Origin of the sequence: Microbacterium sp. MYb45, from assembly GCF_002979655.1 — a bacterium.
Taxonomy (GTDB): domain Bacteria; phylum Actinomycetota; class Actinomycetes; order Actinomycetales; family Microbacteriaceae; genus Microbacterium.
This window is the reverse complement of sequence record NZ_PCPG01000012.1, coordinates 20,362-41,530: the sequence shown is the minus strand read 5'-3', so window position 1 is coordinate 41,530 and position 21,169 is coordinate 20,362. Positions and strand designations below refer to the sequence as shown.

The window sequence follows — 21,169 nt, the reverse complement described above, 5'->3', positions numbered from 1 at the left end:
CGTGCACAACTCCTCAAGAACCGCCATCTTGCCCCCGGAATCGGCGCTGGCACCCCCTTCCGGCGGAGATTCTGAGGAGTTATGCACGCGCATCGCGACGGACGACGCCGGTAGCACCCCGCGCATCCCGGAGCCCGCTGGTAACGTTCCCTAGATCGCAGGCACGACATCCGGAGGGCAGTGATGAGCGAACGAGCGCGCCGCCCGACCGTGAAAGAGGTCGCGACCCGAGCGGGCGTCAGCCCCATGACCGTGTCGCGCACTCTCTCGGGCGGACTCAACGTCAAGCCCGACGTGCAGCAGCGCGTGATGGAAGCCGTCGCCGAACTCGGCTACCACCGCAACGAGAACGCGCGCAGCATCCGCCCCGGCCACAGCAGCGGACTCATCGGCGTCGCGATCACTAACATCGCCAACCCGTACTACAGCACCTTCGCGCTCGGCGTCGAAGAGGAGGCCGCGCTCACCGGCCGCCGCATCCTGCTCGGCAACACGTCGGAGGATGCCGCGCGCGAAGCCGACCTCGTCGGCGACTTCCTCGGCCGCCGAGTCGACGGACTCATCGTCGTGCCCGCCGGCCCCACCTCCGCCCACCTCGCGCACTCGCAGAGCCAGGGCGTACCCGTGGTCCTCGCCTCGCGCCGCATCGACGGACTCGCGGTCGACAGTGTCGTGCTCGCCGACGACGACGGCGCCTACCGCGGAACGATCGCGCTCATCGACCACGGCCACACCCGCATCGGCTACCTCGGCAATGCGCTGTCGATCTTCACCGGTGAGCGCCGATACGCCGGCTACGTGCGTGCACTCGAAGAACGCGGACTCGCCGTCGACCCGAGCATCGTCGCCGCGAACCAGCAGACCGTCGACCAGGCCCGCGGAGCCACCCGGGCACTGCTCGGCCTCGAGCATCCGCCCACCGCCATCTTCTGCGCCAACAACCGCAACGCCATCGGCGCGCTCAAGGAGATCAGCGCCCAGCTCAACGCCGGGTCCCGCGCCGCGGCCGACTTCCCCGAGATCATGAGCTTCGACGACTTCGAGCTCGCCGAGCTGTCGCCCGTGCCGATCAGCGTGATCGACCACGACCCCCGCGAACTGGGCCGCACGGTCACCCGCCTGCTGCTCGACCGCCTCGACGGCGGGGACCGGGATGCGGCGCCCCGCGAGGTCGAACTGCCGGTGTCGCTCCGCTCCGTGCGCTGACCTCCGCACCCAGGCACCTCCGTCCGGGCACCCGCTCCATCCGGACACCACTTGCATGACTCCATGCCGGATGCATGAGTGATTACCGACGCACCGTCATGCAGGTGGCCGCGGGGTCATGCAGGTGCGCCGATGAGGTGTCGCTCCGCTCCGTGCGCTGAGCCCGGACTCCCCGCATCCGATCGGGTGTTGACACCCTCACGCCCTGTTGATAACGTTACCAATCATCGACGAGGCAGTCGGATGAGGCGACGAGGAGGCCGGATGGAGCTGTGCATCGATTTCGGGGGCACCGAGATCAAGCTCGCCGTGATCGACGGCAACCGTGTCGTCGCTTCGGGCAGCATCCCCGTGCTCGGCAGCCCCGCCGACCTTGCCGCCGCCGCCGCCGAAGCCCGCCGACTCCTGACCGAGACCACGCGTCCCGCGGATGCCGTGGGCATCGCCGTCCCGGGCGTCGTCGACCCGACCAGCGGACGGATGCTGCACGCCAACGCGAAGTACGACTTCCTCGAGGGCCTCGACCTGAACAGCTGGGCGCTCACCGAGTTCGGCCTCCCCGCCGTGGTCGAGAACGACGCCAGGGCCGCGCTGATCGGCGAAACCTCGACGGGCAGCGCAGCCGGCGAGGGCGATGCGGTGCTCGTCACCCTGGGCACCGGCGTCGGCACCGCGGCCATGATCGACGGCACACCCCTGCGCGGACGCACCGGGCACGCCGGCATCCTCGGCGGACACCTCACGGTCGACCTCGACGGCCCGGTCTGCCCGTGCGGGAACATCGGCTGCGGCGAGGCGCTGGCGAGCACCTGGGCGCTCCCCTCCGGCACCACCATGACCGAGGTCTTCACGACCGACGCGCACCCCGGCATCCGCGACCGCTTCCTGCACGTGTGGGGCGCGGTCGTCACTTCGCTCGTGCACTCGTACGACCCGGCGGTGGTGATCCTGTCCGGCGGGATCCTGCGCGCGGGCGATGCGGTCCGCGCCCCGATCGAGGCCCACGTGCGCCAACACCTCTGGCCCTCGATGACGACGCCGCAGTTCGTCGTCCCGCCCGAGCCCGAACTCTCCGTCGCCCGCGGACTCAGCGTCCTCGCCCGCGCCACGACCATTCACACCGCCACACCGCAGGAGGAACAGTGACCACCCCGATCAGCGACATGCACGAAGGGCACACGACCCGAGGTCGCTACGACACCCAGCCCACCGTGGCGCTCCCTCCGGGCGAGCGCATCCTCCGCGGCGCCGAGGGCTGGACCGCCGCCGCCGAACTCGCCGAGGCCTGCGCTCGCGTGACCGGCACCGCCCCCGTGCTGCTGGTGGATGCCTATCCGGGAGTCGATGTCCCCGCCCTCACGACCGCGGTGCGCGCCGCCCTGCCGGACTGGACCGTCGTCGACGTCGAGACCGCCGCCCGCCCGGTCGCCGAGGTCGAGCAGCTGATCGCCCCGAACCTCACCGACGACCGCGTGTTCGGCGTGATGAGCCACTTCACGCTGACCGACTTCTACGACGCCGCAAAGCTCGACGCCCTCGCCGGCAGCATCACGCAGAGCCCCACCGTCGTGATCGGCTGGGGTTCCGCGCTCCTCGCCCCGCGCCTCGACGGCGCCGCAGCGACCGTGCTCGTCGACATGGCCCGCTGGGAGATCCAGCTGCGCCAGCGCAAGGGCGCCACGAACTGGCGTGCCGACAACCCCTCGGAAGACAACCTGCGCAAGTACAAGCGCGGCTTCTTCGTCGAGTGGCGCGTCGCCGACCGGCACAAGCGCAGCCTGTTCGACACGGTCGACTTCGTGCTCGACGGCAATGCGATCGCCCCGGCCGAACAGCATCCGGACTCCCCCGAAGCCGGCATGATCACCGGAAACGCGTTCCGCCAGGCCCTGAAGGATGCGGCGCACCGGCCGTTCCGCGTCGTGCCGTTCTTCGACCCCGGCGTCTGGGGCGGACAGTGGATGAAGAACCTCATCGGCCTCGACCCCTCGAAGGACAACTACGCGTGGTGCTTCGACTGCGTGCCCGAGGAGAACTCGCTGCTGCTGGAGGGTGAGGGCGGCGTGATCGAGATCCCCGCCCTCGACCTGGTCTTCCGCCGCCCGGTCGACCTGCTCGGCGCGAAGACGTTCTCGCGCTTCGGCGCCGAGTTCCCGATCCGCTTCGACTTCCTCGACACGATGGACGGCGGCAACCTCAGCCTGCAGGTGCACCCGCTGACCGACTACATCCAGAACACGTTCGGCATGCACTACACGCAGGACGAGAGCTACTACATGCTCGACGTCGGCGACGATGCGGTGGTGTACCTCGGCACCAAGGAGGGCATCGACCGCACCGAGATGCTGCAGGATCTGGCGACGGCGCAGGACGGCGAGCATCCGTTCCCCGCCGACAGGTACGTCAACTCGTTCCCGGCCCGAAAACACGACCACTTCGCCATCCCGGCCGGCACCGTCCACTGCTCAGGCGCGAACTCGATGGTGCTGGAGATCTCGGCGACGCCGTTCATCTTCACCTTCAAGCTCTGGGACTGGGGCCGCGTCGGCCTCGACGGCATCCCCCGCCCCGTGCACCTCGACCACGGCGCCCGCAACATCCAGTGGGACCGCGACACGACCTGGGTCGGCGACAACCTGATCGACCAGGTGCAGACGATCCGCACCGACGGCGACGTGATCGAAGAGAGCACGGGCCTGCACGAGCTCGAGTTCATCGAGGTGCGCCGGCACTGGTTCACCGGCGGCGCCGACCACGACACCGAGGGCACGGTCAACGTGCTCAACCTGGTCGAGGGGGATGAGGTGCAGGTCGTCAGCCCGACCGGTGCCTTCGAGCCCTTCGTCATCCACTACGCCGAGACGTTCATCGTCCCGGCCGCCGTGGGGGCGTACCGGATCGAGCGCACCGAGAACTCGCGCAGTGCCCGCTTCGCGACCGTCAAGGCGTACGTGCGCGGCTCGCGCACGAGCGACAACTGAACACGGAAACCGCACACAGCAACCCGAACGCAGCACCCGCAATGACGCACCATCCGCGAGGATCCCGCGAGGGAATCCCTTGCACCGCACTCATCACCTTGGTAGCGTGAACCCAGATTTATGGTAACGATACCAAACGAACAAGGGAGTTCTGAATGATTTCGCGACGCACGATCGCCGCTGCCGCGGCCGGTCTCCTCCTCGGCACCCTGGCCCTCGCCGGGTGCTCCGGCGACTCCGGATCCGGAGACGCCGGCGAGGTGACCGGCACGCTCAACTTCTACACCGACAAGGCGGCGTGGAAGCCCGACTTCGAGTCGCTCAACGAGGTCAGCGGCGAGGCCGTCGACATCACCCTCAAGACCACCGGCTACTCGGACGCGAACCAGTACGACGCCTTCATCAAGCAGTCGTTCCGCACCGACAAGTCGCCCGGCCTGTTCACCTGGCACACCGGCGACTCGCTCAAGCAGCTGGTCGACGAAGGCCTGGTGGCTGAGACCACCGACATCTGGACCAAGGCCGTCGACGCGGGCTGGGTGAGCGAAGACCTGCGCGACAGCTACACCTTCGACGACAAGCAGTACTGCGTGCCGATGAACATCGCCTACTGGATCATGTTTTACAACAAGGCCGCCTTCGCCGACAACGGCATCGAAGTGCCCACCAGCTGGGACGAGCTGAACGACGCCGCCGAGACGCTGAAGGATGCCGGGGTCACCCCGTACTACCAGACCAGCGTGCTCTTCACCTTCCAGTGGTTCCAGCACCTGGTCGCCTCGACCGACCCCGACCTGTACGCCGGGCTCACCACGGGCGACGTGAAGTACACCGACCCCGAGATCGTCGACGTCATGAACGTGTGGCTCGACGAGCAGGAGGCCGGCTGGTTCAGCGACGCGGGCAGCACCACCGATCCCGCGGTCGGCCTCAAGCAGGGCGACTACGCCATGATCAACTTCGGCACGTTCTTCGCGGGCAACCTCGAAGGCGCGGGCATGACCACCGACGACTACGGGATGTTCGCGATCCCGGCCGTCAACGACGACCTCGACGCCACCCCGGTCGCCGTGGAGTCGGGCCCGATCTGCACCGCCGAGAACTCCAAGCAGCGCGACCTCGGTCTCGCCTACGCCGAGTGGTGGATGTCACCCGACGCGCAGACCGCCTGGAACGACGCCCACGGCGACGTGGCGTTCAACCCGAAGGCGAAGGTCGCAGACCCCGCTCTCGCCGAGCTGGGCACCACGATCGCCGGCGACGACTACATGCTGTACGACCGGTTCTTCGAGGCGATGCCGACCGAGATCGTGACCACCGCGATCGAGCAGTTCGGCGCCTTCAACGCCAACCCCGGCGACCCGATGCCGTTCCTGGAGAAGATCCAGGCCACGGCTGACAAGTACTGGGCAGAGCAGGAGTAAGCGTCGGATGGCGCATCAGAAGTCGCCGTACCAGTGGTCCGCCCGGGGCTTCATCGCCCCGGGCGTGATCCTGGTCGCGGTCCTGCTCTACCTCCCCCTGCTGTGGACGGTGTTCCTCAGCTTCACGAAGTACAACGGCCTCGGCAGCCCCGACTGGATCGGGCTCGACAACTACGTCGAGATGTTCACCGACGGCGACTTCGTGGGCTCGGCGATGAACACCGTGCTCTGGGTGATCGGCACCCTGATCATCCCGGTCGGCATCGGCCTGGCGATCGCCCTGCTCACCTGGAACCTCGGCGGCGGCATCTGGCTGCGCCTCCCCTTCCTCATCCCCTACGCCCTCTCCGGCATCGGCGTCGGCGTGGTGTGGTCGTTCATCCTCTCCTCCGGCGGGGCGCTCGACCAGGCCCTGGCCGCGTTCGGCGTGACCGATCCGCCGCGGTGGCTGCTGGATGCTCCGCTCAACACGATCGTCATGATCATCGCCTCGTCGTGGCAGGGCGTCGGCGTGAACGCGCTGCTGTTCACGATCGGCCTGCAGGCCATCCCGAAGGAGCCGCTCGAGGCCGCGCGCATCGACGGCGCCGGCGGCGTGCGCCTGTTCACCAGCATCCTCTGGCCGATGCTCCGCCCGCTCACGGCGGTGGTCGTCGGGCTCTCGATCGTCGCGAGCCTCAAGACCTTCGACATCGTCTGGGGCATGACCAAGGGCGGACCGGGCACCGTCTCGGAGACCCTCGCGCTGACGATGTACAAGGAGACGTTCGTGAACAGCGACTACGGACTCGGCTCGGCGATCGCGGTGTTCCTCACCGTCATCACCCTGGTCGCGTCGGTGCTGTACCTGCGTCAGCAGCTCTCCCCGAAGAAGGAGATGTGATGTCGAAGATCATCCGCACCGCCGTCCTCGTCATCCTCGGAATCGTGTGGCTGCTGCCCGCGTACCTCCTCGTCGTGAACGCGATGAAGGATCCGATGACCTTCACCTCGAAGGAGTCGTGGATCCCCACCGAGTTCCACCTGTTCGAGAACTTCGCCGACGCGTTCGAGCTCTCCGGCCTCGGCGACAGCATCCTCAGCACCCTCATCTACTCGATCGTCTCGCCGACTATCGCCGTGCTCGTGGGCGCCGCCGCCGGGTACGCGATCGTGGCCCTGCGCCTCAAGCGCGGCTTCCTGTGGTTCGTCGTGATCTTCGGCGGCACGGTGTTCCCCTTGCAGATGGTGCTGCTGCCGCTGTTCGACGCCTATTCGCGCATCGGACTCTTCGACACCCGCGTGGGCATGGTGATCATCTACACGGTGATCTCGATCCCGTTCTCGGCCTTCGTCATGCGCAACTTCTTCACCGGCGTCGCGCACAACGTGTTCGAGGCCGCGGTGCTCGACGGCGCCACCACCTGGCGCATCTTCGTGCGGCTGTACCTGCCGATGGCGTCGAGCGCGCTGGTCGCGATCTTCATCCTGCAGGCGACGTTCGTGTGGAACGACCTGCTGCTCGGCCTCACACTCAGCCAGTCCGACGACATCCGTCCCATCATCACCACCCTGTCCGGCATGCAGAGCACCTACGGCGGCGCGCAGATGTCGGTCGTGCTCGCCGCGGCCGTGCTCGTCTCGCTCCCGACCGTGGTGCTGTTCCTCTGCACGCAGCGGTTCTTCGCCAAGGGCCTCGCGCTCGGCCAGTACTGACCTTTCTCCCGCCCCTCGCCCCGCCCCTCGAAAGGCATCATGCATCCGCTCATCCCCACCGTCGAGGACCTCGCCGCCGATGCGGTCACCCACCATTACGACGACATGATCGCGCCGACCGGCCTGACGAACATGTTCGGCACCGTGCGCGTCGACCACGACCTGACCGCGATCAGCGCGGTGCAGTTCCCTCCCGTGTCGCAGGGCCTCACCCAGACCGCGGTGCTGTTCGTCGACGGCCGGCTGTTCGCGTCGTACGGCGTACCCGTGACGCACGAGTGGCGGGCGGACCGGGTGGTGCGGCGGGCGACCGTCGGTGAGCTCGAGATCGAGACGACGACGGTGTGCGTGCCGGGGAAGACGGCGGTGGCGATCGACATCGCCGTGCGGAACACCGGATCGCAGGATCGGGAGGTGCGGATCGGGCTCTCGGCAGCCGCCCGGGTCACCCGCTCGCAGGAGGCGTGGCTCGACGCCGAGTCGCCCTCGGAGCGCGACACCGCGACCGTCGACGGCGAGCGCCTGCTGTTCTCATCGGCGGATGCCGCGGCCTGGAGCGCGCAGGGCCTGGCGGGCGGATCATCGGCGCTGAGCGGAGTGGCCTCGCTCCCCGAGGCGTTCGACACCGGCATCGGCGGGAACGGTCGGGGCGGCGAGCTGTCGGTGGTGCTCGCCGTGCCGGCCGGGGGCGTCGCGCGCACCGCGTATGTGCAGGCGGTCGGGATCTCGGCGACGGATGCGGCGCGCACCTACGACGCCGTGATGGCCGACGTGCCCGGTGCGGTCGCCGCGGCCGAGGAGTTCTGGAACCGGCAGCTGCACGCCGCCTTCGACCCCGACGACGGGGAGTTCTCCGGGGCGCTGCCCGTGCTCGAGACGGCATCCGTGCCGCTGCGCCGCCTGTACTGGTGGGCGGTGCTCGGCGTGATCTGGTTCCGCCGCGACTTCGCCGGGAACGTGCTCGGCCGCTCGTACGACACCCTCATGCCGAACTACTGGGGCACCACCACGTTCATCTGGGACTACAGCCTGAGCTCGGTCAGCCACGCGCTGCTCGACCCCGCCGAGATGCGCAACCAGGTGCGGCACTGGATCTCGCTCGACATCCACTCGCACTTCGGCACCTCGTCGCTCACCGGCGGGCCGGTCGGCCGCTGGTACTCCGTGAACGACTACGCCATGACCCGGCTCGTGCACGACTACGTGCGCTTCACCGGTGACACCGCGTTCCTCGACGAGATCGTCGGCGACGAGACGGTCGCCGAGTCGGTGCGGCAATGGGCGATGGCGTGGAAGAAGTTACGCCGAGGCACGGCCCTCGCCGATTACGGCGAGATCGACAACCTGCTGGAGTGCGTCAGCTCGTACACGCACGAGGTCGCGAGCCTCAACGCCGCGAACGTCTGGAGCATGCGGACGGCCGCCGCGCTCGCCGAGCTGCGGGGAGACCTGTCCGGCGGTGCGGAACTGCGCGTGGAGGCCGACGCCCTGCTCCCGGCCGTGATCGAGCGCTACCTTCCCGGAGAGGGCATCTTCACCGCGGGACAGCCCGACGGCACGCAGCTGCCGGTGCGGCACTGCTACGACTTCAGCGTGGTCGGCACGACGATCGCCGACGACCTCGCCCCGAGCATCCGCGACGAGATGGTCTCGTTCTTCCAGCGCGAACTGCAGACCGACAACTGGATGCGCGCGCTCTCGCCGTGGGACCCCGACGCCAGCTACAGCCCGCGGCCCGACCACCAGTGGAACGGCGCCTACCCCGCCTGGCCCGCGGATGCCGGACGCGCGCTGGCCGGCCTCGGCGCTCCCGAGGTGCTCACCTCGTGGGTCGAGGGGCTGTCGCGCACGGCGAACCAGGGCCCGATGGGTCAGGCGCACTTCGTCGAGGAGGCCGTGCCCGGCATCAACGGCGGCGCGCGCAAAGCCCCACCCCAGCTGCCGTACATCATCGACTGGTCGTGCTCGTCGTCGGGCGCCTGGGTCGAGCTCGTGATCGAGGCCCTGTTCGGCGTCTCGGTCGCGGCCGACGGCACGGTGCGCGCGTCCGGCTGCGTCGCCGCACTCGACCCGCACGCGGTGCTGCGCGGCCTGCGTGTCGGCGAGAAGACCTACGACATCGACGCCTCCGGAGGGATCACCGAGACCCCAGGGCTCTGAACCGTCCCCGCAGTCTCGTGCGTTGAGCGACACTTCGACTCGCTGGCGCTCGCTCAGTGCAGGTCTCCGCGAGACGAAACGCCCCACGCACAACCCTGCAACACGCACACGAAGGAGTGATCGAGATGAGAAGACGCATGATCGCGGCGGGACTCGCCGCCGCATCCCTGTGCGCCGGAGCGCTGTTCGCCGCCCCGGCGAGCGCGGCGGTTCCGGCCGGCGGCGGACACGGAGGCGGACACGGACCCGGCCAGTGCTCACTGGTCGACAAGACGCTCACGGCGACATCGAGCGTGAACCAGGATCTGACCGAGACCTTCACGACCTATGGGAACACCGGCGGCGAGTGGACCGGGGGCGACAGCACCTACTCGCTGCCGCTCGGTAAGGGGAAGACCGGCTGGTTCTTCTCGGACACCTTCCTCGGCACCGTGAACCCCGACGGCTCACGCCCGACCGACTCTCCGTTCGTGAACAACTCGGTCGTGGTGCAGGACCGCCGTGGCGACCTCACGACCATCACCGGCGGCACCCCCGACGACCCGGCCGGCATCATCCCGCCCGAGCCCGACGGCAAGTGGTACTGGATCGGAGACCCGACGCCCGGCCGTCACGGCACCGTCCAGGTGCCACTGCTGCAGTTCGCCCGCACCGGCACGGGGCAGTGGGACTTCGCCTGGACCGCGAACCGGCTCGCCACGCTCGACGGTCAGACGCTGCAGCTCGAGGGCATCGTGGACCTCCCCTCGGCGACCGGCATCAACTGGGGCTCGTGGACCCTCGAAGAACGCGGCACGACCTACATCTACGGCATCGCCGACTCCGGCGGAGTGCGCTCGGCCTACGTCGCCAAGGTGCAGGGCAAGGACGGCCTCAAGGGCACGTGGACGTATTGGAACGGCACGACCTGGTCGGCGAGCGAAGCGGATGCCGTGCCCGTGGTGCCCTACGTGGCCAACGAGTTCAGCGTCGCCCCCTTCCGCGACGGCTACCTGCTCGTGACGCAGGACACCTCCGAGCTGTTCAGCACCCGCATCGTCGCGCGCACCTCGTGCTCGCCGACGGGTCCGTTCACCGACCCGGTCGAGCTGTACCGCACGCCCGAGACCGGGGCGCTCGGCAGCTACGGAGACCCCGACGTGTTCACCTACAACGCGCACGAGCATCCGAATCTGCGTCAGGGCAACCGCATCCTCGTCTCCTACAACGTGAACACCTTCGACAACGTGGGTGACGTGTACGACGACGCCTCGATCTACCGCCCGCGGTTCATCGACGTGCAGCTCAAGGTCACCGGATGACGGATGATCGCGCGGCGCTCCGGGGGCTGCTCGCCTCCGGGGCGCCGGTCACCTGGGTGTTCACGGGCGACTCGATCACGCACGGCCTGATCCACACGCGCGGTGCCCGCAGCTACGTCGACCACCTGCACGAGCTGATCCGCGGCGATGCCGGACGGGTGCAGGATGCCGTGATCAACACGGCGATCACCGGGTGGCGGGCCGACCTGATCCTGGGCGACTTCGACCGTCGCGTGGCGCACTGGCGGCCCGACGTGGTGACGCTCATGATCGGCACGAACGACTGCACCACCGAGTGGCTCGACCCCGTGATCGAGGTGTCGGCGTTCGCGGAGTCGATCGCGGAGTTCGTGCGGCGGGTGCGGGCGCTCGGTGCGGTGCCGGTGCTGCAGACGCCGCCGACCGTCGACCTCCTGCACGCGCCCGACCGTGCCCGCATCGGCGAGTTCGCGCAGGCGATCCGCGATGTGGCCGCGCGGGAAGGCGTGGTTCTGGTGGATCAGTACGCCGCGTTCGCGGAGTTCTCGGCGGGAACCGGTCCGGGCAACGAGGGCGTGCCGTGGGGACTGCTCGACGACGCGTTCCACCCGAGCGCGGCGGGGCATGCCCTGCTCGCACTCGGGTGGGCCGAAGCGGTCGGGATCGGCGGCGCCGGGTCGCCCGTGCTCGCGGAGCTCGCGGCGCGGGTGGCGGTGGCGCGGCATCCGCAGTGGCCTCCCGTGTGACGGTCCGCGCGCGCCGGCGTTCATAACTCCTCGAGAAAGTGCGTGTTCCGAGCCGGATGGCCGTCTGCGGGCCGAGACGGCCGCGTTTCTGAGGAGTTGTGCACGGCGACCGCTGCGCACAACTGGCGACCGCTGCGCACAACTCAGGAAGAACGCCGACCGAGTGGCGCAAACCGACCCGAAGCGGCCGTGACGGCCCGGTTTTCCTGAATTGTGAACAGCGACAGCGTCAGCCGGCCTGAACGTCGAGCACCCAGGTCACGCCGAAACGGTCGGTGAGCATGCCGAAGCCGGCCGACCAGGCCGAGGCTGCCAGCGGCTCGACGACCGTCGCGCCCTCGGCCAGACCGTCCCAGTACCCCCGCAGCTCGTCGAGCGATTCCGCCCGCAGCGACTGGAAGAACGTGCGGTCGGTGATAGTCGCGCCGTTCTCTCGGTGCGTCGACCCCGCGGTGGCTGCCGGGTCCGGGTCGTCTTGCCCCGGGATGTCGTACGCCATCAGCCGCATCCCCTCCGCGGTCTCGAGCTGCCCGAACACGATCTTGTCGAACCCGGGCACTCCCTCCGGCATGCCGAACTGGCCGTATGTCGCGGCGGTGACCTCGCCGCCGAACACGGACCGGTAGAAATCGAGCGCCTGTCGAGCCGTGCCGCGGAAGTTCAGGTGGGTCGTGGTGTTGATGGTCATCGGTCTCTCCTTCTTGTGCGGCCCGCCGTTAGGAACCGCCTGAGAGAACGATCACAGGGGTAGCGGTCGGTTTCTGTCCTCTACTGCGGGCAGACTGAATCGCATGGCCTCAAGCTCGTCACGAATGCTCGCGCTGCTGTCGCTGCTGCAGACACCACGCGACTGGCCCGGCCACGTGCTCGCCGAGCGACTGGAGGTCAGCCCGCGAACGGTGCGTCGCGATGTCGATCGCCTGCGAGAGCTCGGCTACCGGATCGCTGCGGTCAAGGGTCCGTACGGCGGCTACCGCCTCGAAGCCGGATCCGAGCTGCCGCCGCTGCTGTTCGACGATGACCAGGCCGTCGCTATCGCGGTGGCGCTGCAGACCGTCCCCTCCAGCGGCATCGACATCGAGGAGGGCGCGGCGCGGGCGCTCGCGACCGTGCGGCAGGTGATGCCCTCACGACTGCGGCACCGTGTCGACGGCATCCGCTTCACGGGTGCCACTGCCGATGTGCGCGTCGATCCGGCGGTGCTCGAAGCGGCGAGCGCGGCCGTGCGCGACCGCCAGGTGCTGCGCTTCGACTACGGCTCCGACCGCGACCGACCTGCCCGTCGCACCGAGCCGCACGCGGTGGTCGCCCGCGAGGGCCGCTGGTATCTGCTCGCGTGGGATCTGGAGGTTGCGGATTGGCGTACCTTCCGGCTGGACCGGATGCAGCCGCGCACCCCTACCGGACCCACGTTCAGCCCGCGTCCGCTGCCGGCGGCGGATGCTGCGACGTATCTCGCGGCTCGGGCGAAGGGGTCGGCGGCCGAGGATCGCTGGCCGTGCGTGGGCGAGGTCGTGATCGCACTCCCTGCCCGCGAGGTCGCACCCTGGGTCGACGATGGCGAGCTGGAGGAGCTCGCCGACGGCACATGCCGCATCACGGTCGGCTCCTGGTCGTGGGTCGGGGTGCTCGCCGCGGTCGCCCGGTTCGATGCGCCGTTCACGGTGGTCGGCCCAGTGGCGTTGCGGAAGGTCGCGGGGGTTCTCGCGGCGCGGTTTGCGGCGGCGGACTCTTCCTCCTGATCCAGGAGTTTTTACGAACTTCTCCCATTCTCTGCAGCTGCGTCGCCACGGGACGGAATCACTGCAGTCGATGACGTTCACTAGTGCGATGACAAACTTTGCCATCGGTATTAGCGTGGAGGTATGGCCACGATGAACATCTCTCTTCCGGACGCGCTGAAGGACTTCGTCGAAACGCAGGTGGCCGAGCGCGGCTACAGCAACAGCAGCGAGTTCATGCGTGAGTTGATCCGCCATGAGCAGGCCCGCGAGCAGCTGCGATCCCTGGTTGTCGACGGGATGACGTCGGGGCCGGGTTCCGAAGTGGACCAGGCGTACTTCGATCGCCTCCGAGACCGCGTCCACGCAGACGCCGCCGACGCGTGACTGCGGGGCGAGTCGTCACCACCAGGCGGGCGGATGAGGACATCGACGGCGCGGTCACGCGCTACCTCGGCGAAGCAGGGCCGCCGGTCGCGATCGCGTTCATCGACGACCTCCAGCATGCGCTGAGCCGGCTCACTGCGTATCCCTCGCTGGGATCGGCGCGCTTCGAGCTGGTGACCGAGATTCCCGACATCCGCGCCTTCCCTCTTCGAAACCATCCGTACCTCGTCATCTACACCGATGATCCGGACGCCGTGCGAGTCCATCGCGTACTTCACACGAGGAGAGACATCGCTGCCGCCCTCACCGAGAGCGATCGTGACACCGCGTGGTCGCGACTCGTGCGCACCGGAAGGGTCACCCTCCCCACGAAGAAGGGCGCCCTGTCGCACCCACCGCAGCGACAGGACGAGACATCCGCACAGATCCTCGACGCCATCCGCGCCGACCGCATCTGACCTCCCGCTCTCGCGGGAGAGCCGCCTCACCCGCGCCGGTAGACTGAGCATGCCCCGCCGGCCCCTTCCTTTGGAGTGCGCGTGACCACCGCCCCTGCACCTTCCCCCCAGCACGTCCCCGACTCCGTCGAGAACGCGATCGCGACGCCCGAGAAGGAGCAGCCGTACGCGGCCCTCGGACTCAAGCCCGACGAGTACGAGCGCATCAAGGAGATCCTCGGCCGTCGCCCCACCTCGGGCGAGCTGGCGATGTACTCCGTCATGTGGTCGGAGCACTGCTCGTACAAGTCGTCGAAGAACTACCTGCGCCGCTTCGGCCAGAAGGTCTCCGAAGAGATGAAGGAACGTCTCATGGTGGGCATGGGCCAGAACGCGGGCGTCGTCGACGTCGGCGAGGGCTGGGCCGTCACCTTCAAGGCCGAGTCGCACAACCACCCCTCGTTCATCGAGCCCTTCCAGGGTGCGGCGACCGGCGTCGGCGGCATCGTCCGCGACATCATCTCGATGGGCGCTCGCCCGGTCGCGGTCATGGACGCCCTGCGCTTCGGTGCGGTCGACCACCCCGACACCGCCCGCGTCGTGCACGGCGTGACCAGCGGCATCAGCTTCTACGGCAACTGCCTGGGTCTGCCGAACATCGGCGGCGAGACGGTCTTCGACTCCGTCTACCAGGCCAACCCGCTCGTGAACGCGCTCGCGGTGGGCGTGCTGCGTCACGAAGACCTCAAGCTCGCGAACGCGACCGGCGTCGGCAACAAGGTCGTCCTGTTCGGCGCCCGGACGGGTGGCGACGGCATCGGCGGCGCGAGCATCCTGGCCTCCGACTCGTTCGACTCCACAGGCCCGACCAAGCGCCCCGCCGTGCAGGTGGGCGACCCGTTCGCCGAGAAGGTGCTCATCGAGTGCTGCCTCGAGCTGTACCGCGGCGAGCTCGTCGAGGCGATCCAGGATCTGGGCGCCGCCGGCATCTCGTGCGCGACCAGCGAGCTCGCGGCCAACGGCAACAGCGGCATGAAGGTCTCGCTCGACAACGTGCTGCTGCGCGACCCCACGCTCACGGCCGAGGAGATCCTCATGTCGGAGTCGCAGGAGCGCATGATGGCGATCGTCGCTCCCGAGAAGCTCGACGCTTTCCTCGAGGTCGTGACCAAGTGGGAGGTCGAGACCTCCGTGCTCGGCGAGGTCACCGGCGACGGACGCCTCATCATCGACTGGCAGGGCGAGCGCATCGTCGACGTCGACCCCTCGACGGTCGCGGTCGACGGCCCCGTCTACGACCGCCCGGTCGCCTACCCGACGTGGATCGACGCCCTGCAGGCGGATGCCGCCGAGAACCTGCCCCGCGCGAACGACCCGGAGACGCTGCGCGAGCAGTTCCTCGCCCTCGTCGCCTCGCCGAACTTGGCCGACACGAGCTGGATCACCAACCAGTACGACTACTACGTGCTCGGCAACACGGCCCTCAGCTTCCCCGACGACGCCGGCATGATCCGCGTCGACGAGGAGTCGGGTCTCGGCTTCGCGGTGTCGACCGACGCCAACGGCCGCTACTGCCAGCTCGACCCGTACGCGGGCGCACAGCTGGCCCTCGCCGAGGCGTACCGCAACGTCGCCGTCACCGGCGCCGTGCCCACAGCCATCACCGACTGCCTCAACTTCGGCTCTCCCGAGAACCCCGAGGTCATGTGGCAGTTCGGTCAGACGGTCGACGGCCTGGCCGACGGATGCTACGAGCTGGGAACCCCGGTCACCGGCGGCAACGTCTCGTTCTACAACCAGACCGGCGACGTGCCGATCCACCCGACCCCGCTCGTGGGCGTGCTCGGCATCATCGACGACGTCTCGCGCCGCATCCCCTCCGGATGGCAGGACGAGGGTCAAAACATCTACCTGCTCGGCACCACCTCGACCGAGCTCTCGGGTTCGGCCTGGGCGGACGTCGTGCACGACCACCTCGGCGGACTGCCGCCGAAGGTCGACCTCGCCGGCGAGAAGCGCCTCGCGGGTCTGCTCTCGGCCGCCCGCGATGAGTGGCTCATCTCCTCGGCGCACGACCTCTCCGAAGGCGGCCTCGCACAGGCACTCGCCGAGGGCGTCATGCGCTTCGGTGTCGGCGCCCGTGTCTGGCTGAACGAGATCATCGAGAGCAACGGCGTGGATGCCGCATCCGCCCTGTTCTCCGAGTCGACCGGTCGCGTGATCGTGACCGTGCCGCGTGAAGACGACGTGAAGTTCCGCGGACTCTGCGAGGGACGCGACTACCCGGTGATGCGCATCGGCGTGACCGACACCGAGGGCGCGAAGCTCGAGGTGCAGGACGTCTTCACCGTGTCGATCGCCGAGCTGCGCGAGCGCTCGCAGGCCACGCTCCCCTCGTACTTCGGCCCGACGGTCACGGAGGTCAGCGCATGAGCGACGTGAGCCGGCAGAACCCGAACGAAGAGGACTACGGCGACCTCGGCGAGAAGCGCAACCGTCGCATCCGCATCGTCGCCTGGACCGTCATCATCGCGCTCATCCTCGGCGGTGGCGGCGCGACCGTGATCACGCTCATCCTCGGCTGAGAGCGGTCGGCCCCTCCGCCCCAGGTCGCAGTTCCGCACCCGCGTCGCGCGGATTCCACGATTGCGTGCGACCTCGATGAGAGAGTGCGACGCGGCCTCGCCAGGCGTACCCTCGGGCGGGAACGGAGGATCCATGACCATCCACCTCAGAGACGTCGCCACCGACGAAGACATCGAGGGGTACCTGCTCGGCTCGCCCGTGAGCATCATGCGCGAGTTCATCACGACACCCGGTCGAGGACCACGTCTGCATCGGCATCCGTACGCCGAGACGTTCGTGATCCGCCGGGGCCGCGCGCTGTTCACGGTCGGCGACGATCAGGTGGTCGGCGTCGGAGGGCAGATCCTCGTCGTGCCCGCCCTCGTCTCCCACCGCTTCGAGGTGCTCGACGGCGGCACATACGAGGCCACGCACATCCATGCGAACGACCGCTTCGTCACGGAGTGGCTCGAGTAGCCACGGCATCACCGCCGAACACCGCGCGCAGCATCCCTCCCCAGGACGCCGCGAAACAGGTTTCTCCCCAGTCGCCGTGATCGACCCTCTGAATGCGGGTGACCCCGCGGAGGATACGAGGCATCACACACCACCAAGGGGGATGCCATGACCGAGGCGAAGCTCGACCTGATCGCGAAGCTGCTGGCGAAGGCCGAGAGCACGACACCGGAAGAGGCGGAGGCTCTGACCGAGCACGCCGAGCGGCTGATCGTGAAGTACGGCATAGATCAGGCCCGCATCGACGAACGCCGTGGCCGGCTGGGCCAGACACAGGAGCAGATCGTTCAGGAGCGGATGCTCTTCAGCGGCGTGTACGCCCGGGATCTGCAGGAGATCGGCTCGGGTGTCGCGCAGGCGCTGGGCACGGTGCGGCCGCTCGGGATGGAGGTCCCCGTCGGCGCGGGCCTGCTCCTGGTCGGGTATGCGTCCGACGTCACGCAGGTGCGCACCCTCACCGCGAGCCTCGAGGTGCAGGCCATGGTCGCGATGCGGAAGTGGTGGTCCGTGCAGCGCGAGATCTACCACCGGCACACGGAGTCCGAGAAGCGTCGTGCACGCAGCGGCTTCCTGCGGGGCTTCGCCCGAGGTGTCATGAGTCGCATCCAGGACAGCCGCCGAACGATCGTCGAGAATGCGGGCACCGGCACCGCCCTGGTCCTGACCTCGCGCCGCGATCGGGTGGACGAGGCGGTCGACGCGATGGCGACCACGCGCGCCCGACCTCGCCGCCATGCCGATGCCGGAGCCTTCGCATTCGGACACCGATCGGGGCGAGAAGCGCGAACCGGCGAGCGAGGCCACCTGACATGACCGAGTCCCTGTACCCCCGGCGCGACGGAAGCTCAGCGGGCGAAGAGGTACCGGACCAGTTCGATGATCCCGCCGGGTCCGTGGCTCTCACGGCCGAGGGACTCCACGATGATCGCGCCCAGGATCGCTCGGCCGATCTGCGCGATCGGGGCGTCTTCCGGCAGCTGACCGTCGCGGATCCCGCCGCGCAGCCGTTCGGACAGGTGCTGCTCGACGCCGAGACTCCCCCCGAGGTGGGCCCCGACCGCGGCGTCTTCGGCGGCGGCTGCGACCAGCGACTGCAGCAGCGCCTGCCCCTGCGTGGTCGCGAGGATGGCGAAGACCGAACGCAGCCAGGTCTCGACGTCGGCGAGGAGGTCACCGGTGTCGGGCACGACGAAGTCCACGGGGATGAGGCGCCCGTCGACCAGGCAGTCCGCGATGAGCGCACCCCGCGAGGGCCACCAGCGGTAGATGGTCTGCTTGCCGACCCCCGCTTCCTTCGCGATGCCCTCGATCGTGAGCCGGTCGTACCCCTGCGCGTGGAAGAGTCGCGAGGTCGCATCGAGGATCGCTTCGCGCGCCGCGGTGCTGCGCACGGGCCCGCTCCGATGCTCGTTGACCATGCGTTCAGGATAGCCAAAGATCTCTAGACGAGACGTGCCGTATGATCTTTCGAGTCTGAAGGAGACCACTGTGGCTTCACTGCTCTACCGTCTGGGTTCGTTCGCTGCGCGCAAGGCGTGGACGGTGATCGTGTCGTGGGTCCTGATCCTCGGCATCGGCGTCGGCGCCTTCCTCACCCTCGGCGGCACGCTCAGCAACAGCTTCGACATCCCGGGCACCGCGTCGGGCGCGGTGACCGACGAGCTCGCCGACAAGCTCCCGGATTCCGCGGGCGGCACCGGAACGGTCGTCTATCGCACCACCGACGGTTCGGCGTTCACCGACGAGCAGAAGCAGGACATCTCCGAGCTCGCTGCCAGCGCCGAGGATCTCGATGGCGTCGCGTCCGTGATCGATCCGTTCGACGCGCAGCAGCAGCAGGCCGACCAGGCGAAGGAGCTCGCCGACGGCGAGAAGCAGATCACCGACGGTCGCGCCCAGCTGGACGCCGGGCAGACGAAGCTCGACGAGGGCAGGGCCCAGATCGAAGCCGGCCTCACCCAGCTCACGGCGTCCCGCACCCAGGCGGAGCGGGCCGGCGCCGGCCCCGAGCAGCTCGCCGCCATCGACGCCCAGGTGGCGGCGTTGAACGCGCAGGCAGCCGAGCTCGAGGCCCAGAACGCGAAGCTCGATCAGTCCCGCATCACCCTGCAGGAGAACGCCGACCAGGCGGAGTTGGGCTCGACCCTCCTCGACCTGGCCGACGGCATCGGCGTGGTGTCGGAAGACGGGTCCACCGCGATCGTCAACGTCTCGTTCGTCGACCCGCGCCTCGAACTCTCCGAAGAGGTCAAGCAGGGCACGATCGACCACTTCGCCTCCGCACCGATCGACGGCACCGAGGTCGACTTCGGCACCGACATCGCGCAGGGTGTGCCCGAGATCTTCGGCGTCGGCGAGGCGGTCGGTCTCGTGTTCGCCGCGATCGTGCTCATCGTGATGCTCGGCTCGCTCATCGCCGCAGCCCTCCCCATCGTCACCGCCATCGTCGGCGTCGGTGTCGGAGTCACGGCATCCCTCGCGTTCTCCGGCGTGGTGGACATGGCGTCCGTGACACCGGTGCTGGGCGTGATGCTCGGCCTCGCGGTCGGCATCGACTATTCGCTCTTCATCGTGAACAGGCACCGCAAGCAGCTGCTCGCAGGGGTTCCGGTGCGCGAATCCATCGGCCTCGCCACCGGCACGTCCGGCACCGCCGTGGTGTTCGCCGGCACGACCGTCATCGTCGCGCTCCTCGCGCTCAACGTGACCGGCGTCCCGTTCCTCGGCCTCATGGGCACGGTCGGCGCAGTGTGCGTCGCGGTGGCCGTGCTCGTCGCGATCACCCTCGCGCCCGCCATCCTCGGACTCGTCGGCGACCGTCTGCTCAGCCGCCGCGCGCGCGCGACGGTCGGGCAGGAGCACGCCGCGGGCAAGCCCGTGAAGCGGATGTCGACCCTGCGCGCCGTCGTCACCACGCTCGTGAGCGTGGTCGCGCTGCTCATCATCGCGATCCCCGCGATGTCGATGCGACTCGGTCTGCCCGACGGGTCGAGCGAACCGAGCGACTCGACCAGCTACCGCGCGTTCCAGACCGTCGACGAGCAGTTCGGCGAGGGCGCGAACGGTCCGTTGCTGGTCACCGCGACCCTCGACGACGCGGTCACCGACGATGATCTGCTCTCCACGCAGGTCACGATCGCGCAGGCCATCGCCGACCAGGACGACGTCGCGGCGGTCGCGCCGATCGCCACCTCCGACGACAACACCCTCCTCGCATTCCAGGTCGTCCCCGAGGAGGGCCCGAACAGCGCCTCCACCGAGAGGCTCGTGCAGGACCTGCGCTCGATGCCGGCCATCGGCGACGGGATCACCCTCGGCGTCGCGGGTCAGGCCGCGATCAACATCGACATCTCCGAGGCTCTGGCCGGGGTCCTGCCGCTGTACCTGGTGGTCGTGGTCGGCCTCTCGCTGCTGATCATGATCGTGGTGTTCCGTTCCCTGCTGGTGCCGCTCATCGCGACCGGCGGCTTCGTGCTCTCGCTGTTCGCGACGTACGGCCTGATCGTCGCGGTGTTCCAGTTCGGCTGGGGCGCCGAGATCATCGGGCTGCACAGCACCGGGCCGATCCTGAGCTTCCTGCCGGTGATCCTCGTCGGCATCCTGTTCGGACTCGCGATGGACTACCAGCTGTTCCTCGCCTCCGGTATGCGCGAGGCGTATGTGCACGGCGCCTCGGCGCGCGATGCCGTGGCCCAGGGCTTCCGTGCCGGCCGCTCGGTCGTGACCGCCGCCGCCCTCATCATGGTGTCGGTGTTCGGCGGGTTCATCTTCTCGGAGTCGACGATCATCCGCTCGATCGGGTTCGGCCTCGCGTTCGGTGTGCTGCTCGACGCGTTCGTCGTGCGGATGCTGCTGATGCCCGCGCTCATGCACCTGCTCGGCCGCTCGGCGTGGTGGCTGCCGCGCTGGCTCGACCGCATCCTGCCGAACGTCGACATGGAGGGCGCCGCCCTCGAACGCGATCACCCCGGCATGAAGGCCGTGGCCGTTCCGACGACGACCGACTCGGTGCCGACGAGCGGGCACTCCGCCTGAGGCGCGCGCGTCGCAG

The 21,169-nt window shown here is 68.8% G+C and carries 19 protein-coding genes; 17 read left to right on the top strand and 2 right to left on the bottom strand.

What is annotated here, in order from left to right:
- Positions 1-183: 183 nt before the first annotated feature.
- From CQ034_RS15680 to CQ034_RS15640, 9 genes are all read left to right on the top strand, one after another.
- Positions 184-1,206, top strand: a complete 1,023-nt coding sequence (locus CQ034_RS15680; protein ID WP_105711777.1) for a LacI family DNA-binding transcriptional regulator — start codon at positions 184-186, stop codon at positions 1,204-1,206.
- A gap of 264 nt (positions 1,207-1,470) precedes the next feature.
- Positions 1,471-2,352: an ROK family protein gene (locus CQ034_RS15675; RefSeq protein WP_181156347.1), complete on the top strand. Its 882-nt coding sequence runs from the start codon at positions 1,471-1,473 to the stop codon at positions 2,350-2,352.
- Positions 2,349-4,187, top strand: a complete 1,839-nt coding sequence (locus tag CQ034_RS15670) for a class I mannose-6-phosphate isomerase (RefSeq protein WP_105711775.1) — start codon at positions 2,349-2,351, stop codon at positions 4,185-4,187. The genes CQ034_RS15675 and CQ034_RS15670 overlap by 4 nt, the downstream gene beginning before the upstream one ends.
- 155 nt (positions 4,188-4,342) lie before the next feature.
- Positions 4,343-5,611, top strand: coding sequence for an ABC transporter substrate-binding protein (locus CQ034_RS15665; protein ID WP_105711774.1), 1,269 nt, complete (start codon positions 4,343-4,345; stop codon positions 5,609-5,611).
- A gap of 7 nt (positions 5,612-5,618) precedes the next feature.
- Positions 5,619-6,494: a carbohydrate ABC transporter permease gene (locus CQ034_RS15660; RefSeq protein ID WP_105711773.1), complete on the top strand. Its 876-nt coding sequence runs from the start codon at positions 5,619-5,621 to the stop codon at positions 6,492-6,494.
- On the top strand, positions 6,494-7,306 hold the full coding sequence (locus tag CQ034_RS15655) for a carbohydrate ABC transporter permease (protein WP_105711772.1): 813 nt from the start codon (positions 6,494-6,496) through the stop codon (positions 7,304-7,306). Before CQ034_RS15660 ends, CQ034_RS15655 begins: the two co-directional genes overlap by 1 nt.
- A gap of 39 nt (positions 7,307-7,345) precedes the next feature.
- Positions 7,346-9,466 (top strand): hypothetical protein, encoded by a 2,121-nt coding sequence (locus CQ034_RS15650; protein ID WP_219860803.1) that lies wholly within the window; start codon positions 7,346-7,348, stop codon positions 9,464-9,466.
- Between the two features lie 125 nt (positions 9,467-9,591).
- Positions 9,592-10,767 carry a DUF4185 domain-containing protein gene (locus CQ034_RS15645; RefSeq protein WP_181156346.1) on the top strand — a complete coding sequence of 392 codons (1,176 nt, stop codon included), beginning with the start codon at positions 9,592-9,594 and terminating at the stop codon, positions 10,765-10,767.
- Complete coding sequence (locus CQ034_RS15640) at positions 10,764-11,492, top strand: SGNH/GDSL hydrolase family protein (protein WP_105711769.1); 729 nt, start codon at positions 10,764-10,766, stop codon at positions 11,490-11,492. The genes CQ034_RS15645 and CQ034_RS15640 overlap by 4 nt, the downstream gene beginning before the upstream one ends.
- Positions 11,493-11,721: 229 nt before the next feature.
- On the opposite strand, the gene CQ034_RS15635 is transcribed toward CQ034_RS15640, so the two are convergent.
- A complete protein-coding gene (locus CQ034_RS15635; protein ID WP_105711768.1) occupies positions 11,722-12,180 on the bottom strand; it encodes a VOC family protein in 459 nt (152 codons plus the stop codon).
- A gap of 103 nt (positions 12,181-12,283) precedes the next feature.
- Between CQ034_RS15635 and CQ034_RS15630 the strand changes: the two genes are divergently transcribed.
- From CQ034_RS15630 to CQ034_RS15605, 7 genes are all read left to right on the top strand, one after another.
- Complete coding sequence (locus tag CQ034_RS15630; RefSeq protein WP_105711767.1) at positions 12,284-13,234, top strand: YafY family protein; 951 nt, start codon at positions 12,284-12,286, stop codon at positions 13,232-13,234.
- Positions 13,235-13,357: 123 nt separating this feature from the next.
- The gene (locus CQ034_RS15625; RefSeq protein WP_029263097.1) at positions 13,358-13,600 is read left to right on the top strand and encodes a ribbon-helix-helix protein, CopG family; all 243 of its coding nucleotides are present in this window, start codon (positions 13,358-13,360) and stop codon (positions 13,598-13,600) included.
- Positions 13,597-14,058, top strand: coding sequence for a type II toxin-antitoxin system RelE/ParE family toxin (locus CQ034_RS15620; protein WP_081859997.1), 462 nt, complete (start codon positions 13,597-13,599; stop codon positions 14,056-14,058). The genes CQ034_RS15625 and CQ034_RS15620 overlap by 4 nt, the downstream gene beginning before the upstream one ends.
- An 81-nt stretch (positions 14,059-14,139) precedes the next feature.
- Positions 14,140-16,470 (top strand): phosphoribosylformylglycinamidine synthase subunit PurL, encoded by a 2,331-nt coding sequence (gene purL / locus CQ034_RS15615; protein ID WP_105711766.1) that lies wholly within the window; start codon positions 14,140-14,142, stop codon positions 16,468-16,470.
- A complete protein-coding gene (locus tag CQ034_RS19615; RefSeq protein ID WP_167381597.1) occupies positions 16,467-16,622 on the top strand; it encodes a hypothetical protein in 156 nt (51 codons plus the stop codon). Before purL ends, CQ034_RS19615 begins: the two co-directional genes overlap by 4 nt.
- A gap of 133 nt (positions 16,623-16,755) precedes the next feature.
- Positions 16,756-17,079 (top strand): cupin domain-containing protein, encoded by a 324-nt coding sequence (locus CQ034_RS15610; RefSeq protein WP_105711765.1) that lies wholly within the window; start codon positions 16,756-16,758, stop codon positions 17,077-17,079.
- Between the two features lie 147 nt (positions 17,080-17,226).
- Positions 17,227-17,931, top strand: a complete 705-nt coding sequence (locus tag CQ034_RS15605; protein ID WP_105711764.1) for a DUF2786 domain-containing protein — start codon at positions 17,227-17,229, stop codon at positions 17,929-17,931.
- A gap of 32 nt (positions 17,932-17,963) precedes the next feature.
- Here CQ034_RS15605 and CQ034_RS15600 read toward each other — a convergent pair whose 3' ends face one another.
- Positions 17,964-18,536 (bottom strand): TetR/AcrR family transcriptional regulator, encoded by a 573-nt coding sequence (locus CQ034_RS15600; RefSeq protein WP_105711763.1) that lies wholly within the window; start codon positions 18,534-18,536, stop codon positions 17,964-17,966.
- A 70-nt stretch (positions 18,537-18,606) separates the two neighbouring features.
- Here CQ034_RS15600 and CQ034_RS15595 point away from each other — a divergent pair, with 70 nt between their 5' ends.
- On the top strand, positions 18,607-21,153 hold the full coding sequence (locus CQ034_RS15595; protein WP_105711762.1) for an MMPL family transporter: 2,547 nt from the start codon (positions 18,607-18,609) through the stop codon (positions 21,151-21,153).
- Positions 21,154-21,169: the final 16 nt, after the last annotated feature.